This window comes from Amycolatopsis taiwanensis DSM 45107 (genome assembly GCF_000519205.1).
In the GTDB taxonomy this organism is placed as follows: domain Bacteria; phylum Actinomycetota; class Actinomycetes; order Mycobacteriales; family Pseudonocardiaceae; genus Amycolatopsis_E; species Amycolatopsis_E taiwanensis.
In genome coordinates this window covers 41,976-56,914 of sequence record NZ_JAFB01000030.1, presented here as the reverse complement: position 1 = coordinate 56,914, position 14,939 = coordinate 41,976, and the positions used below count along the sequence as shown (strand labels likewise).

Below are 14,939 nucleotides of genomic sequence, written 5' to 3'. Positions count from 1 at the left end.
TCAGCGGGTCGGATCGAGCAGGTGGTACAGCAGCAGAAGCTGTGTGATGGCAAGGGGTTCGCTCCGGGCGTCGCCGCCGAGGCTGCCCAGCGTCACCGGCGCTTCCCCGGCGTCGACCCCGAGACATTCCCAGATGGCCTTCTTCACGACGACGGTTTCCTCTTGGGGCGCGTACCCGTGGATGTGCAGGGTGTCGACCGGGCGCCCGTCGGAATCACGGGTGAGCTTGAGGTGGATCGCCCGCGGTTCGGAGTCGGCCAGCACGCAGGTCAGGTCCGGGTGCCGGACCGTGGGGCGCAGCATCAGCTCCGCCGACAGCGGGGTGCCGGGGGGATCGTGCCGGCCGGCGATCGGAGCGAACCGGACGACGATGTCGGCGTGGGTGCGCTGGGGGCGGATGAACGCCGCCGACTCGAGCTCGCGCCGCACCAACTCGTCGAGCACCGCTTCGGTGGAGTAGCCGCGATTCGCGGTGTCCCGCTTGACTTTCCACTCGCGGCGGATCTCCTCGGGCGGGTCGAGATAGATGGAGATGTCGAAGCACGCGCGGCTCAGCTTGGTGTGCAACGGAAGCAGGCCCTCGACGATCACGAACTCGTGCGGCTCGACCAGTTCGGGCCGCGTCAGCTGACCCGTGTGGTGATCGTAAACCGGCTTGAGAATGGGCCGGCCGGTCGCGAGCAGTTGCAGGTGCTGCTCCATGATTTCGACGTAGTTGCAGTCGGGGTGGAGCGCGGTGAACGGCAGGTTCTTGCGTTCGGACCGGTCGTAACGGTGGTAGTCGTCGACGCACAGCGTGGTGACCCGCTCGGAGCCCAGCGCTTCGGCCAGTCCCTCGGTCATCGTGGTCTTGCCGGCCGCGCTGTCCCCGGCTACGGCGACCATGACCGGCCGCCGGGCGCGGTCGCTATCGAGACGCTCCATCCGAATCTGCTTGTGCGACATGCGATCTCCATCCCCTAGCGGGCTATTCAAAACGTGAGACGAGCACGCTTGCTGACCCAGCACAACGCTGCACGTGGGCGGGGAGGCAGGCCGCCATCGTGGTCAACCGGCGGCCGACGACCAAAGTCACGGCCTGGCTACCCGAACACGTTCCGAACAACACAGCGTGCACCGAAGGTAAATCTGGGCGGTGGCGCTGCGATCCCCCGCACGGGGGTGCGGGCGGGGGATTTCGCGGCGCGCCGGAAAGGCGTGTCCGGCGCGTAAACTCCAGACATGAACAGCCAGCCATTGCGGGTCGTGGTGGTTGACGATCACGCGATGGTCCTCGAAGGACTCAAGGCCGTGCTGGGACGGTTTCGCGGCCGGGTGCGAATCGTCGGTCAGGCGCTCGACGCGACCGAGGCCCAGGCCCTGGTCACCACCCTCGACCCGGACGTCGTGGTCGCGGACGTGCGGCTGCGCGGCTCCATGAGCGGGCTGGATTTGTGCCGTCGGCTGATCGAAGCCGACCCGGGCCGCAAGGTGGTCCTGCTCAGCGCCTACGACGACGAGCAGTACCTTTTCCAGGCCATGCGGGCGGGCGCGGCAGGATACCTGCTCAAGTCGGTCAGCGGCGAGGAACTGGTGCGCCAGCTCGAACTCGTCGCGGACGGCGGAAAGGTGGTCGACCCGACGATGGCCGGGCGTGCCGTCGCGTCCGCGGCCCGCCTGCAGGCCGGTGAGTTCTGGCCGGGCGCGCACCTGAGCCTGACCCAGCGCGAGAGCGAGGTCCTCGGCTACCTGGTGGCCGGCCTGTCCAATCGCGCGATCGCCGCCCGGCTCGTGCTCGGCGAGGAGACCATCAAAAGCCACGTGCGGGCGATCTTCCGCAAGCTCGAGGTCAACGACCGCGCCGGCGCGGTCGCCACCGCGCTGCGCGAGGGAATCTTCCGATGAGCAGCCCCGGGTCGGGTCGCGGCCCAGCGGTGCGGCAAGGACTTGGCCTGGCCGACCTGGAACGCGAGAACGCGCTGCTGGTCGGCATCATCGAAGCCATCTCCGCCGGGCCGGAGCTGACGCTGCTGGCGGCCAGGGTGGCGCCGCTGATCGCCGCCGCCACCAACACCGACGTCTGCTTCGTCCACGTTCTCGACGACTCCGGCCGGTCTCTCACCTTGGCCGGCGCGACGCCCCCGTTCGACAAGCAGGTCGGGCAGGTACGGCTGCCGCTCGGGGAGGGAGTGGCCGGGTGGGCGGCGAGCCGCGGCGAGCCCGTCGTCCTCGTCGAGCACAAGGAGCGGGACCCACGCTACCGGTACTTCCCGCAGTTACGCGGCGAGGACTACACGTCGATGGTGTCGGTGCCGATGTCGAGCAAACCCAGTGGCCTGGTGGGTGTGCTCAACGTGCACACCCGGAACCGGCGCGACTTCACCGACCGGGACATCCGGCTCCTCACCTCGATCGGCAGCCTGCTCGCGGGCGCGGTTCACCAGGCTCGCCTGCACCGCCGGCTGACCGCGCGCGAGCGCGCGCACGAGCGGTTCACCGAGCAGGTCATCGCCGCGCAAGAAACCGAGCGGCGCCGGCTCGCCGCGGATATCCATGACGGCATCACCCAGCGGCTGGTCAGCCTCCGCTTCCACCTCGACGCGGCGGCCGGCGCGCTGACCGACTCGTCGGAGTTCGCCGGCGCGCAGCTCGCCCGGGCGCGGGAGCTCGCCGAGGGCACCTTCGACGACGCCCGAGCGGCGATCAACGGCCTGCGGCCGCCGGTACTGGACGATCTGGGGCTCGCGGACAGCCTCACCAGCCTGGCGCGCTCGCTCGATGCACTGGACGTGGTGGTCGACGTCGAGGATTGCCCGCTTCCGGAACACGCCGAGATCGCCCTGTACCGCATCGCACAGGAGGCGCTGCAGAACGTCGTCAAGCATGCCCGGACCCGGGCCGCACACCTAAGGCTGCGGCGCGAAGAAGGTGAGGTCCGGCTCCGGGTCAGCGACGACGGCCGCGGCTTCGACCGGGACGGGATGTCCTTCGGCGACGACCCCGCGTCCGGCGGCTACGGCATGATCAGCATGGCCGAGCGGGCGGAAATCATCGGCGGCCGTCTGGAGGTCACCTCCCGTCCCGGCCTGGGGACCACGATCACCGCCCGGGTTCCGATCCGGTAGCGCTCATCTCCCCCTGGCGGTGGAACGCGCCAGGGAACCGCGTTGCCGCCGCCAGTCACGGCCGGCGAGCAAGTGCGCCACCAGCAGGTCGACGCTCGCCGGAGTTCTGCGGTGGGTGACCGCATGCCACGGCCGGCGCAGCGGCGTACCCGCCAGCGGCACGGTCACCAGCTCGCCGGCGGCGAGTTCGCGCGCCACCGCGTCGCGGGACACCAGGGTGACGCCCAGGGCGGCGACCGCGCCGGCGACGACCGCGCCGTTGGAGCCGAGGGTCAGGCGCGGCGGATCGACCTCCAGGCCGGTGAGCAGCGCTTCGCACGTCGACCGGGTGCCGGAACCGGCCTCGCGCATCAACCACGTGGTCGCGCCCGCCTCGAACGTCGCGGCGACGGACGGCGCGGCGACCGGGACGAGTTCGTTGGCCCGTACGGCGCGAATCACGACGTCGGACGTGCCGCGTGGCGGTCTCCCGGCGATGACCAGATCGGTCGCGTGGCTGTCCAGCAGCGCCCACACGTGTTCGCTCGTCCCCACGTCCAGCCGGAGTTCGACCTCCGGATACTCGCCGCGGAAACCGGCCAGCGCGGCTGGCAGCAGGTGGTCGGCGGCGGTGGTCACCGCGGCGAGCCGGATCTGACCGCGTGCCGGGTCGATGTCCCCCCTGGCCGCGGAGAACGCCTCGTCGTGCAGGCCGAGGATGGCGCGGGCGTACCCGGCGAAGGTCACCCCCGATGGGGTCAGCCGCACGCCCCGCCCGTCCCGCTCGACCATCGGTACGCCCACCTCGTCGCTGAGCGCACCGATGGCCGCCGACACCGCGGATTCGGTCAGCACCAGCCGGGCCGCCGCGGCACGCACCGAACCGGTGTCGGCCACGGTGACGAAGGCGCGCAGTCTCGCTGTGGTTGTCATCCCCTCGTCTTACCGAGCACCTGCCTGCGTGGCCAGCCCTTCCCCGGCGGTGCCGGACTCGTCGCGTCCGGACTCGGTGCGGCCCTGGCGCAGGAGCACCATCGCCTGCACCGACGCGAAGGCGAGCAGGGCCGCGCCCCCGACCGCACTGACCTGCAGCCCGTGCACGAACGCCTCCCTGACCGCGGCCAGCAGCGGCGCGGCCTGCTCGGCCGGCAGGTGGGCGGAGGTGGCGACGGCGCTGCCCAAGGTCTCGCGTGCGGCATCCCCGGCGTCGACGGGCACACCCGCCCGGTAGACGGCGGCCGCGATGCTGCCCATGATCGCCGTACCGAGCGCGCCGCCCAGCTCGTAGCCGGTTTCGGAGATCGCCGAGGCCGCACCCGCACGTTCGGGAGGAGCCACCGTGATGATGAGGTCGTTGGTGAGCGTCTCCGACAGCGGCACGCCGAAACCGACCAGCACCAGGCCGAGCACGAGCATCGCCAGGCCACCGTCCACACCGATCTGCACGAGCACCAGGAATCCCGCGGCTCCGGCGAGCAACCCGCCGCCGATGAGCCAGGGCAACTGAACCCGTCGCGCCAGCCGCGCCGCCGCAAGCGAGCCGGCGACACCCGCCGCGGTGGTGGGCAGCAGCCACAGCGCCGCTGTCATCGGGCGCAGCCCCAGCACGAGCTGAAGGTACTGCGGAACCAGGAAAAGGAGCCCGGCAAGCGCGAACACCCCGAGCATGTTCGTCAGCACCGAAACGCTGAACGCGCGATGCCGGAACAGCGTGAGATCGAGCATCGGGTCGGGTAGCCCGCGCTGCCTGCGCACGAACACGACGGCGAACACGAGCCCCGCGAGCACGGCAAGGACCGCGAACGGATCGGCCCCGTGCGCGGCGAATCGCTTGATCCCGAAGACCACCGGCAGGATCGCCGCCAGCGACAACAACGCCGAGATCGGGTCGAAACGGCCAGGCGCCGGGTCCCGCGCCTCCGGCAGGAGCAACGGTCCGGCGACGAGCAGCACCAGCATCACCGGCACGTTGATCAGGAACACCGAGCCCCACCAGTAGTGCTCCAACAGCCAGCCGCCCACGACCGGGCCGGCGGCCATGCCGCCGGAGAACCCGGCGCCCCACACGGCGATCGCGACCCGGCGCTGCGCGGAGTCGGTGAAGATGCTGCGGATCAACGACAGCGTGGACGGCATCAGCGTCGCCCCGCCGACCCCGAGCAGCGCCCGCGCGGCGATGAGCAGCGCCGGGCTCGTGGCGAACGCCGCCAGCACCGAGGCGCCGCCGAACACCACGGCGCCGGAGAGCAGGAGCTTGCGCCGCCCGATCCGGTCGCCCAGCGTGCCCATGAGCACCAGCAGCCCGCCGAGCACGAACGAATAGATATCGACGATCCACAGTTGCTCGGCGCCGCTCGGCCCGATGTCCTCGCTCAGGTACGGCAGGGCGAACCCGAGCACGGTCATGTCGACGCTCATCAGCAGCACGGGCAGCACCAGCACCGCCAAAGCGATCCAGTGCCGGCGACCCGTTGTCGTCATTCCCTCTTCCCTTTCTAACTGAACAGTCCGGACGGTATAGTAACCGTCCTTGCAAAACTATACCGTCCGGACGGTATAGTCAAAGGGTATGGGACGACCATCAGCGCGGGAGCAGATCCTCGACGCCTTTCAGGAGATCCTCATCGAGAGCGGTTCGGCCGCCGTCACGCTGGACGCCGTCGCGGCGAGAGCCAAGGTGTCCAAAGGCGGCCTGCTGTACCACTTCGGCTCCAAGGACGCCCTGCTCAACGGCCTTCTCGACCGCCTGCTACGGCTGACCGCAGCCGACATCGAGCACGCCCGCACGGCGCCCGAGGGCGTGCTGCAGTACTACCTCCGGTCGTCGGTCACCGACGCGAGCATGGACAACCCGGGGCACCGCTGCTCGGTTGCCGTGCTGCGCCTGCTCAGCAGCGAGTCGAAGGTAGCCGAGACCATGGTCGAAGTCGGCCGGCGCTGGACGGCCCTGCTGGCCGAGCACATCGACGACCCGCTGACCGCCGAGATCGTCAGCGTGCTCGGTGACGGGCTCTATTTGCGAGCGACGATGGGCGGACCGGCCCCGCAACCGTTGCTGGAGCGCCTACCCGAGGTCCTGCGCCGCCTCGGCGCGACCTGACCCTGCGGACGCCGGCCAGGTCGCGCGACCCGCCCAGCTCGGGCGGTCCTCGATGGCGACCAGCCTGCGGCCGACTAGCTGCGGGCTTGCTCGATCAGATCACGCACATAGCGGCTCGTTGCGGGTCCGTAGCGATCGTTGACCTCTCCGATCAGCTCGAACAGTTGACGACCCGGCCAGTCCTTCGGCAGCAGCTCGGTGGGCAGGCTCGGCGCCAGCAGGGTGTCGATCATCGGTCCGTTGACCAGTTCGGCAAACCGGCGCAGGGCCGCCGCGCCCGGCTCCGGTCGAGCCGAGCGGGCGAGCGCCTCCCGCAGGTCGTGGCAGTGCCGCAAGTAGCGCTGCTCGATCTCGGGCAGCGCCCACGCCGCGGCGGCGGCGCTGCGCGCATCGGGCAGCGCCAGGTGCAGGGTGGCCGGGTAGATCGTGGCGGCCGACGGACGGCGGGCCAGAATGGCCGCCAGGGACTCGGTGCGGTCGGCCGGCGCGATCAACACACCCTGCTGGAGCAGACCGTAGCCGACCAGCAACGCGTTGCGGCGGAAATGGTCGCGGAACGCCCGTGCCGACTCGGGCACCTGGTACAGCAGCGCATGGAACGAGCCCCGCCACTCCGGTGGCGAAGCGCCCATGCCGGAGCGGATCCGGTGGAAGGACTCGCCGAACGGGCCGGCCAGCTGGTAGTCGACGGTGCGGCCGTGCCGGGTCGCGGTCAGTTGGCCGCGCTGGCGCATCCGGGCCAGTTGGGCCTTCGCGGCCGCCGCCGACATACCGAGATCGACCAGCAGGTGGTTGATCACCTTCGCGGGCACAGACTGCGTGCCGGCCAGGCCGAACAGGAACGGCACCAGCCCGATGGAGCGGCCGCGTTCCCCTGTTTCAAGCTCGGGATAAGTTGCGCTACTGTTCACGAGCGTTATTCTTTCTGCAACTCCTGGGAGGCGTCGACGTGAGCATGCCGCAGCAGGCTCCAGAGCAGGTTCCACCGCGGGCTCGCGCGAGTAGTGGCGCTGCCATTGCAGTCGGGTGGATCGTCACCGTTGTCTTCAACATCGCGTTACCCATTGTCACCTACGACGTGCTGGCCGATCGCGGCGTCGGTCAAGTGCCGGCACTACTGCTCAGCGGCGTGTGGCCGGCGGTGGAGATCGTCTTCCGGCTGCTCAAGGACCGGCGGGTGGACGAGTTCGGCCTGATGGTGCTGGTGTTCATCGCGGTCGGGGTGATCAGCATGCTCGCGTTCAACAGCCCACGGCTGGTGCTGGTGAAGGAGTCCGCGGGCTTCGGGCTGTTCGGGCTGGTGCTGCTCGCGTCGCTGCTTGCGCCCCGGCCCCTGATGTTCTACTTCGGTCGCCGGTTCGCCACGAACGGCGACCCGGCACGGATCGACTGGTGGAACGGGCTTTGGCAGTACCCGGGGTTCCGGCGTTCGCAGCGGATGCTGACCGTGGTGTGGGGCGTGGCGGTGTTCCTCACCGCGGCGGTGTGCATCGCACTCACCTACCTGCTGTCGGTGGACACCATGGTGGTGATCACCAACGTGGTGCCGTATGTGGTGATGGCGGGGTTGGTGATGGGCACCGCGGTGTACGGCAAACGATCCGGCGAACGGCGACGCCAACAGGCCGTCCAATAAACCGCTGCCAGGTGGTCGCCGGGGCCGATGCCGTCAGCTCCAGCCACGAATTCCGCACGTCCCTTCCGCACCCGTGAAAAAAGGCCGGTTCCGTGCAGGTGACGGAACCGGCCGTGTTCAGACCTCCTACAGGAGATCCTCGATGGCGATGGGGAGGTGGCGGACCCGGATGCCAGTGGCGTTGTAAACGGCGTTGGCGACGGCTGCCGCCATGCCGACGACACCGATCTCGCCGAGTCCTTTCGCGCCGACGGCGTTGTGCAGTGTGTCCGGGTACTCGACGAAGTGGACGTCCACATCGGGAATGTCGGCGTTCACCGGGAGCAGGTAGCCCGCGAAGTCACCGTTGGCCAGGCGGCCGTTCGCCTCGATCTCCAGGCCCTCGTGGAGCGCGGCCGACACGCCCCAGATCATGCCGCCGACGATCTGGCTGCGAGCCGCCTTTTCGTTGATGATCCGGCCGGAGTCGAACACGCCGAGCATGCGGGACACGCGGGCTTCGCGTGTCCACCGGTGCACGCGGACCTCGCAGAACTGGGCGCCGAACGAACTGAACGAGTGCTTGGTCAACTCCTCACCGGGGGCGGACGAACCGGTCGCGGAGATCGACGAGCGGTGCAGCGCCCGCAGCAGTTCGCCGAACGTCATCGCCCGGCCGCCGGCCAGCACGCGACCCTCCGCGTACGTGACCTCCATTCCGTCGAACGGTGCGCCTGCCGACGAGGCCAGCGCCAGCAGTTCATCGATCACCTTGGCCGCGGCGATCATGATGGCCGTACCCGCGCTCGCCGTGGCGGTCGAGCCGCCGGACATGCCACCGGCGGGGAACGCCGAGTCGCCCAGCCGCGGTGTGATCCGCTCGGGCGAGATGTCCAGTGATTCGGCTCCCACCAAGGAAAGCACGGTCAACAGGCCGGTTCCCGGGTCCGCTCCGCTGGTCGCGACCACCGCCGTGTCGTCCGCCTGCAGACAGATCTCGACCGTGGCCGGGAACCGCAGGGCGGGGAACATCGCGGTGGCCATGCCCAGCCCCACGAGCCAGTCACCGTCGGTGTGGCCGTGTGGCGAGCGGTTCGCCCAGCCGAACCGGGCCGCGCCGATGCGGAGGCACTCGTCGAGATGCTTGCTCGACCACTGCAGATCCTTGCCGAGCGGTGCGGTCGAGTTGTTGCGCAGACGCAACTCGATCGGATCCATGTTCAGTGCGACCGCGAGCTCGTCGATCGCGCTCTCCAGCGCGAAGGAGCCGGGTGCCTCACCCGGCGCCCGCATGAACGTGGTCGGTGGGATGTTCAGCGGCACGATCTTCTGGCTGATCGCCAGGTTCTGGGCGGCGTACCACTCTCGCGAGCCGTGCGAGGTCGGTTCGACGAACGACCGGTCCGCCGCCGTGCTGCACCACGAGTCGTGGCGGAGCGCGATCAGGGTGCCGGTGGCGTCCGCGCCGAGGGAGATGTTCTGGACCGTCGCGGCGCGGCCCGCGGTCGCGGTGAAGACCTGTTCCCGGCCGAGCACGGCCTTGACCGGACGGCCGAGGACCCTGGCCGCGGCGGCGGCCAGGAGCGCCGGCGCGGACGCGCGGGCCTTGCCGCCGAAAGCCCCGCCCACGAACGGATTCACCGCGCGGACCGACTCCTCGTCCAGTGCGCTGCCCAGGTCCAGTGCCAGGAGGTCGGACGCCTGGTTTCCACTGTAGATGGTCAGTTCGCCGGAGTCCCACACCGCGACCGCGGAATGTGGCTCCATGGCGGCGTGGTGCTGGGTCGCGGTGGCGTAGGTCGCCTCGACGACCACCGGGCTTGCGGCCAGTGCGTCCTCAATGGACTCGACTCCGGGCGCCAGGACGGTGAAGGACGCCGAGTCTTCCCGGCCCCCTGGGGGCGGATCCTCGGCCGAGGCAAGGCCATCCGCCAGCGAGGTCAGCGCCGGCCGAGCGTGGTAGGAGACCTCGACGAGCATCGCCGCGTCCCGGGCCTGTTCGTAGGTCTCCGCCACCACGAAGCCGATCGGCTGGCCGTAGTAGGTGACTTCCTTGTCCTGCAAGGGAACCCACGCTTCGCCGAACATCGGGAGGTTCGCCGGGCGTAACTCCAGAGGGTCGAACGGCGAGTACACACCGATCACTCCGGGAGCGCTCTTCGCGGCCGTCACGTCCATGGCTTCGATCTCGCCGTGGGCGATCGTGCTGAGCACGACGTATCCGTAGGCCATGCCCGGGAAGTTGTTGTCCGCCCCGTACTTGGCCCGGCCGGTAACCTTCAGCGGGGCGTCCACCCGGCTGCTCATCGATGGCTCTCCTCGGTCAGTCCGGTGAGTTCGAGCAATGCGCGGACAATGGTCCGCTTCAGCAGGGAAACCTTGAACCCGTTCGCGGACAACGGCCGGGCGCCATCGGCCGCCACGGACGCGGCGTCCTCAAAGGACTCCAGGGCCACGGGCGCACCTCGCAGTGCGGCCTCGACCGCGACCAACCGCCACGGGACGGTCGCCACTCCCCCGGCCGCCACCCGGGCGTCGACGATGCGCGAGTCCTGGATGTCCAGTGCGACCGCGACGGAACACAGCGCGAACTCATACGATTGCCGGTCCCGCACCTTGACGTAGGTGGAACGCGACGCCCAGTCCAGTCGCGGGACCAGCACCTCGGTGATCAGTTCGCCGGGGCGCAGGTCGTTCTCCACCTCGGGAGTCTCACCCGGCGTGCGGTAGAAGTCGGCCAGCTTGACGGTGCGGGTTCGGCCGGCGCTGGCCAGCCGGATCTCCGCGCCGAGTGCGACCAGGGCGACGGCCACGTCGCTGGCGTGCGTCGCCACACATTTCTCGCTCGTGCCCAGCACGGCGTGCATCCGGTTGGCGCCCGTGATCGCGGGGCATCCGCTGCCGGGCCGGCGTTTGTTGCAGGGCATGGCGACATCGCGGAAGTACGTGCAGCGGGTGCGCTGCAGGAGGTTTCCGCCGATGCTGGCCATGTTCCGGAGTTGCTGGGAAGCGCTCGACAACAAGGCACGAGAGATCACCGGATACACCCCCGGGTGCTCGGCGATGTCGCTCATCCGTTCCAGCGCGCCGATCCGCAACCCGTCCCTGGTGTCGATGCCACGCAACGGCAACCCGTTGATGTCCTGGACATGTTGTGGGGTAAGGACATTGAGCTTCATCAGGTCGACGAGGGTCGTCCCGCCGGCCAGGAACGTGCCCGGCGAGGCGAGCGCGGCCTCGACGGTCGCTGGTGCCGTGAGTTCAAAGGGACGCATCGGCCTGCCTCGCTTGTTCGACTGCCGCGACGATGTTCGGATATGCCGCGCAGCGGCAGATGTTGCCGGACATGAACTCCCGGACGTCCTCGACGCCCTGCCGCACCGCGGCGACGGCCGACATGATCTGCCCCGGCGTGCAGAACCCGCACTGCAGGGCGTCTGAGTCGACGAACGCCTGCTGGACCGGATGCAACCGGTCCGGTGTGGACAGTCCTTCCACCGTGGTGACCGGCTGTTTCACGGTGGCGACCAGGGTGAGGCACGAAAGCACGGTCCGGCCGCCGACGTGCACCGTGCAGGCGCCGCATTGGCCGCGGTCACAGCCCTTCTTCGGGCCGGTGATGTCGAGGCGCTCCCGTAACGCGTCCAGCAGCGTCACACCGGGATCGACACTCAGGTGTTCGGTCTTACCATTGATTTCGAGTGAGATGTCCACCGGATCTCTTTCCCGCAGATCGTCACCGAGCTGTACCGGATACTCATCCGCTCGGCGTCGTCGCCGAGGCTAGCGGATAACAATCCGCTTCGCAACGGATGCCCTCACCCCGGAGCCACTCCAGGTGCAGCGGTAGATTTCAAGGCGGACGAGACGGGAGGGACGATGACGACGGGATCGGTCAGCCCCCGGCGCGCGGACACCCGGCGCAACCACGAGCGCATCCTCGCCGCCGCCGCGAACTCGCTGGCCGGCTCGGGCGAGGTCTCGTTCAACGCCATCGCGAAGCAGGCCGAAGTGGGCGTCGGCACGGTGTACCGGCACTTCCCCACCCCCGAAGCGCTCATCCTGGCGGTCTACCGGCGCGAGGTGCGGCACCTGGTCGAGGTCGTGCCACGCCTGCTCGAAAAGCACAGCCCGGAACAGGCTTTCCGCATCTGGACGGCCGATCACCTCGCGCACTACATGATGACCAAGCGTGGCCTGGCCAACGCCCTTCGCGTCGCGACGGTGTCCGGCGGGGAACTGCCCGCGAACGCCTACCAGACCGTGGTCGACGCGGTCTCCACGCTGCTGAAGGCCAACGTCGAGGCCGGAACCGTCCGTGCCGACCTCGACCCGGAGACGGTCCTGCGCGGACTGGGCGGCCTGCTCTACGTCGACCCCGACGGCGACTGGCGGAGTCAGACGGTGAGCCTTGTCGACCTCCTCTGGCGAGGTATGCACACGGACTGACCGGCGCGAGGCGGTCAGCCGTGGATGCGGCTCTCGTGGCCGCGCCAGTCACGCTCGCGGAGTTGGAACTTCTGGATCTTGCCCGTCGAGGTCTTCGGCAACTCCGGCACGAATTCGATCACATCCGGCACCTTGTACTTCGCTATCTGTCCCCGCACGTGCTCCAGCAACTCCTCAACCCCGGCCGAGGAATCCTTGCGGAGAACCACATACGCCTTCGGACGCTCGCCCCACTTCTCGTCCGGAATGCCGACCACGGCGACCTCCAGCACCGCGGGATGCGAATCGATGGCGCTCTCCACTTCGATCGTCGAGATGTTCTCTCCGCCGGAGATGATGATGTCCTTGGCCCGGTCGCGCAGTTGGATGTATCCGTCGGGGTGCCAGACACCCAGATCCCCGGAGTGGAACCACCCGCCGCGGAAAGCGTTTTCAGTCGCCGCCGGATCGTTGAAATACCCGGACATCACGTTGTTGCCACGCATCACGACTTCGCCCATCGTGACACCGTCTCGTGGCACATCCCGCATCTGCTCGTCGACGACCCGTACCCCGTCGGTGACGATCATGCCGACACCCTGCCTCGACATCTCCTTGCTGCGCGCGGCGACATCCAGCGTGAGCCAGCCCTCCTGCGGCTCGCACACCGTGTAGGGACCGTAGGTCTCGGTCAGGCCGTACACGTGCGTGAGCCGGGCGCCCAACTCCGAGATCCGCCGGATCACTGTCGGCGACGGTGGCGCACCCGCGGTGGTCACCACGATCTCCCGGGTGAGCGGATGCGCCCCCTCGTGGTTGGTGATCGCCACCAGCACCGTCGGCGCGCCGTTGAAATGCGTGACCCGCTCGGCATCGATCAGCCGCCAGATCTCCGCCGCGTCGATCGCTCGCAGGCACACGTGCGTCCCGCCGATGGCGGTCACCGCCCACGGCGTGCACCAGCCGTTGCAATGGAACATCGGCAACGTCCACAGGTAGCGCGACTCCGGGGTGTGCCGGGAATGCACGATCTCGGCGAGCGAATTCAGATACGCGCCCCGGTGGTGGTACATGACCCCTTTGGGCCGCCCGGTGGTGCCCGAGGTGTAGTTGATCGAGATCGTGCCGCGCTCGTCGTCGACCGTCCACGGCAGTGGGCGATCGTCGCCGCGCGCCAGCAGTTCCCCGTAGGAGATCCCGCCGACGCCCGGATCCGGCGAGGCCCCCGACGCCGGATCGAGCACCGTCACGATCTCGGCGAGATCCACGCCCGGCGGCACGGAGCCGTGCAACGCGGCATCCACCACCAGCACCTTGGCGCCCGAATGCTCGAGGATGTACCGGATCTCGGCCGCCGTGAGCCGCGTGTTGATCGCCACCAGCACCGCGCCCGCGAGCGGCACGGCGAAGTGGGCGATCAGCATCTCGGGAATGTTGGGCAACAGGTACGCCACCCGATCGCCCGGACCGACCCCGCAGGCGCGCAGCGCGTGCGCGACCCGGGTCGCCTCCGCCGCGAACTCACGGTATGTCAGGCGGCGCTCACCGTAGACGATCGCCTCCTTGTCGGGGAAGACCTCGGCGGACCGTTCCAGGAAGGCCAGCGGGGTGAGCGGCGTGAACCAGGTGTCAGCTGTGACGGCCATGCCCCTCATCGTTGTGGGGCGCGGCCCGCCGAACAAGCCGTTCCACGTGCCGGATCCGGACGCGGGCCAGCGCTCTTGTCCGGAAACACCTGCCGCAGCCGTAACCCTCGGCAAGGCGATCGCCACGGACGGCGTCCGTCCGCTAGAGGACGATCAATGACCCCCCGCTCAACCCCAGCGAGTTACGCGTCGAGGAGCCGTGCAGGAGTGATCGGCAGCTCGCGCCGCCATCCGGGCATCAGCGATCAGGCCAGGCGATCCCGGATGAGGCCGATCACCGCGTCCTGATGGTCGGCCAGGAAGAAGTGGCCGCCGGGGAAGATGTGGAAGTCCAGCTCGGCCTCGGTGTAGGCACGCCACTGGCGGACCTCGTCGAGGGGCGCCACGGGGTCGTCGTCACCGGCGAGCACGGTCACCTGGCAGCGCAGCTTCGGGCCATCCGCGTAACGGTAGGTCTCTACTGCCTCGTAGTCGGCGCGGATCGCGGGCAACGCCATCTCCATGAGCTCCTCGTCGTCGAGGACGCGGGAATCGGTGCCGCTCAACGCTTTCAGCTCGGCGAGCAGGCCGTCGTCGTCGCGCTGGTGCACGTTCTCGTTCCGCTGCACAGACGGCGCGGGCCGGCCGGAGGCGAACAGCCGCACCAGCTCGGCAGCGCCGGCGGTCTCGATGCGGCGCGCCAGCTCGAACCCCAGTGCCGCCCCCATGCTGTGACCGAAGATCGCGAGCGGCCGGTCTGCCCACGGTCCCAGCGCGGCGAACAGCTCGTCGGCAAGCACGCCGAGATCGCGGATGCAGGGCTCGTGGTGGCGGTCCTGCCGACCCGGGTACTGCGCCGACAGGACCTCGACTGCCGGGCCCAGCGCCCGCGCCATGGGCAGGTAGAAGCTCGCCGAGCCACCCGCGTGCGGCAGGCATACCAGGCGGACCTGGGCGTCCGGGGCGGGTTCGAACCGCCGGAACCACAGGTCCCCGTGCGCACTCGCCGGAGCTGCCATCGTCTACCTCCGCTCGGCCGGAAAGTCACACCGGAATGTTGCCACGGCGCCCCCGGGCGCGGAGGCTCC

At 69.4% G+C, this 14,939-nt stretch carries 14 protein-coding genes; 5 read left to right on the top strand and 9 right to left on the bottom strand.

Going from position 1 to position 14,939, the window contains the following annotated elements; genetic code table 11:
• A complete protein-coding gene (locus A3CU_RS0123705; RefSeq protein WP_027944411.1) occupies positions 1-945 on the bottom strand; it encodes a phosphoribulokinase in 945 nt (314 codons plus the stop codon).
• Between the two features lie 276 nt (positions 946-1,221).
• Between A3CU_RS0123705 and A3CU_RS0123700 the strand changes: the two genes are divergently transcribed.
• Both A3CU_RS0123700 and A3CU_RS0123695 read left to right on the top strand, forming a co-directional pair.
• A complete protein-coding gene (locus tag A3CU_RS0123700; protein WP_027944410.1) occupies positions 1,222-1,884 on the top strand; it encodes a response regulator transcription factor in 663 nt (220 codons plus the stop codon).
• Positions 1,881-3,104 (top strand): GAF domain-containing sensor histidine kinase, encoded by a 1,224-nt coding sequence (locus tag A3CU_RS0123695; protein ID WP_084143638.1) that lies wholly within the window; start codon positions 1,881-1,883, stop codon positions 3,102-3,104. Before A3CU_RS0123700 ends, A3CU_RS0123695 begins: the two co-directional genes overlap by 4 nt.
• A 3-nt stretch (positions 3,105-3,107) precedes the next feature.
• Here A3CU_RS0123695 and A3CU_RS46275 read toward each other — a convergent pair whose 3' ends face one another.
• Both A3CU_RS46275 and A3CU_RS46270 read right to left on the bottom strand, forming a co-directional pair.
• A complete protein-coding gene (locus A3CU_RS46275) occupies positions 3,108-4,016 on the bottom strand; it encodes a LysR family transcriptional regulator (protein ID WP_052372042.1) in 909 nt (302 codons plus the stop codon).
• A gap of 9 nt (positions 4,017-4,025) precedes the next feature.
• Positions 4,026-5,564: an MFS transporter gene (locus A3CU_RS46270; RefSeq protein WP_052372040.1), complete on the bottom strand. Its 1,539-nt coding sequence runs from the start codon at positions 5,562-5,564 to the stop codon at positions 4,026-4,028.
• 88 nt (positions 5,565-5,652) lie between these two features.
• Between A3CU_RS46270 and A3CU_RS0123680 the strand changes: the two genes are divergently transcribed.
• Positions 5,653-6,183: a TetR/AcrR family transcriptional regulator gene (locus tag A3CU_RS0123680; RefSeq protein WP_027944408.1), complete on the top strand. Its 531-nt coding sequence runs from the start codon at positions 5,653-5,655 to the stop codon at positions 6,181-6,183.
• Positions 6,184-6,257: 74 nt separating this feature from the next.
• Here A3CU_RS0123680 and A3CU_RS49985 read toward each other — a convergent pair whose 3' ends face one another.
• Positions 6,258-7,094 (bottom strand): PaaX family transcriptional regulator C-terminal domain-containing protein, encoded by an 837-nt coding sequence (locus A3CU_RS49985; protein WP_156960517.1) that lies wholly within the window; start codon positions 7,092-7,094, stop codon positions 6,258-6,260.
• A 44-nt stretch (positions 7,095-7,138) separates the two neighbouring features.
• Between A3CU_RS49985 and A3CU_RS0123670 the strand changes: the two genes are divergently transcribed.
• Positions 7,139-7,819, top strand: coding sequence for a VC0807 family protein (locus tag A3CU_RS0123670; RefSeq protein ID WP_043842271.1), 681 nt, complete (start codon positions 7,139-7,141; stop codon positions 7,817-7,819).
• A 126-nt stretch (positions 7,820-7,945) separates the two neighbouring features.
• Here the strand turns inward: A3CU_RS0123670 and A3CU_RS0123665 are convergent, their stop codons facing one another.
• Genes A3CU_RS0123665 through A3CU_RS0123655 form a run of 3 tightly spaced genes read right to left on the bottom strand, consistent with a single transcriptional unit; the run spans position 7,946 to position 11,512 of the window.
• A complete protein-coding gene (locus A3CU_RS0123665) occupies positions 7,946-10,105 on the bottom strand; it encodes a xanthine dehydrogenase family protein molybdopterin-binding subunit (RefSeq protein WP_027944405.1) in 2,160 nt (719 codons plus the stop codon).
• Positions 10,102-11,073 (bottom strand): FAD binding domain-containing protein, encoded by a 972-nt coding sequence (locus tag A3CU_RS0123660; RefSeq protein WP_027944404.1) that lies wholly within the window; start codon positions 11,071-11,073, stop codon positions 10,102-10,104. Before A3CU_RS0123660 ends, A3CU_RS0123665 begins: the two co-directional genes overlap by 4 nt.
• Entirely contained in the window at positions 11,060-11,512 is a 453-nt protein-coding gene (locus A3CU_RS0123655) for a (2Fe-2S)-binding protein (protein ID WP_027944403.1), read from the bottom strand. The genes A3CU_RS0123660 and A3CU_RS0123655 overlap by 14 nt, the downstream gene beginning before the upstream one ends.
• A gap of 165 nt (positions 11,513-11,677) precedes the next feature.
• Here A3CU_RS0123655 and A3CU_RS0123650 point away from each other — a divergent pair, with 165 nt between their 5' ends.
• The gene (locus tag A3CU_RS0123650) at positions 11,678-12,247 is read left to right on the top strand and encodes a TetR/AcrR family transcriptional regulator (protein ID WP_027944402.1); all 570 of its coding nucleotides are present in this window, start codon (positions 11,678-11,680) and stop codon (positions 12,245-12,247) included.
• Positions 12,248-12,261: 14 nt separating this feature from the next.
• Here A3CU_RS0123650 and A3CU_RS0123645 read toward each other — a convergent pair whose 3' ends face one another.
• A complete protein-coding gene (locus A3CU_RS0123645; RefSeq protein ID WP_027944401.1) occupies positions 12,262-13,872 on the bottom strand; it encodes an acyl--CoA ligase family protein in 1,611 nt (536 codons plus the stop codon).
• Between the two features lie 245 nt (positions 13,873-14,117).
• On the bottom strand, positions 14,118-14,870 hold the full coding sequence (locus A3CU_RS0123640; protein WP_027944400.1) for a thioesterase II family protein: 753 nt from the start codon (positions 14,868-14,870) through the stop codon (positions 14,118-14,120).
• Positions 14,871-14,939: the final 69 nt, after the last annotated feature.

Coding starts and splice junctions, on each gene's coding strand:
- A3CU_RS46275 (WP_052372042.1), bottom strand. CDS start 4,016: ATGACAACCACAGCGAGACTGCGCGCCTTCGTCACCGTGGCCGACACC.
- A3CU_RS0123665 (WP_027944405.1), bottom strand. CDS start 10,105: ATGAGCAGCCGGGTGGACGCCCCGCTGAAGGTTACCGGCCGGGCCAAG.
- A3CU_RS0123640 (WP_027944400.1), bottom strand. CDS start 14,870: ATGGCAGCTCCGGCGAGTGCGCACGGGGACCTGTGGTTCCGGCGGTTC.
- A3CU_RS0123705 (WP_027944411.1), bottom strand. CDS start 945: ATGTCGCACAAGCAGATTCGGATGGAGCGTCTCGATAGCGACCGCGCC.
- A3CU_RS0123660 (WP_027944404.1), bottom strand. CDS start 11,073: ATGCGTCCCTTTGAACTCACGGCACCAGCGACCGTCGAGGCCGCGCTC.
- A3CU_RS0123670 (WP_043842271.1), top strand. CDS start 7,139: ATGCCGCAGCAGGCTCCAGAGCAGGTTCCACCGCGGGCTCGCGCGAGT.
- A3CU_RS0123650 (WP_027944402.1), top strand. CDS start 11,678: ATGACGACGGGATCGGTCAGCCCCCGGCGCGCGGACACCCGGCGCAAC.
- A3CU_RS0123700 (WP_027944410.1), top strand. CDS start 1,222: ATGAACAGCCAGCCATTGCGGGTCGTGGTGGTTGACGATCACGCGATG.
- A3CU_RS0123695 (WP_084143638.1), top strand. CDS start 1,881: ATGAGCAGCCCCGGGTCGGGTCGCGGCCCAGCGGTGCGGCAAGGACTT.
- A3CU_RS0123680 (WP_027944408.1), top strand. CDS start 5,653: ATGGGACGACCATCAGCGCGGGAGCAGATCCTCGACGCCTTTCAGGAG.
- A3CU_RS0123645 (WP_027944401.1), bottom strand. CDS start 13,872: ATGGCCGTCACAGCTGACACCTGGTTCACGCCGCTCACCCCGCTGGCC.
- A3CU_RS46270 (WP_052372040.1), bottom strand. CDS start 5,564: ATGACGACAACGGGTCGCCGGCACTGGATCGCTTTGGCGGTGCTGGTG.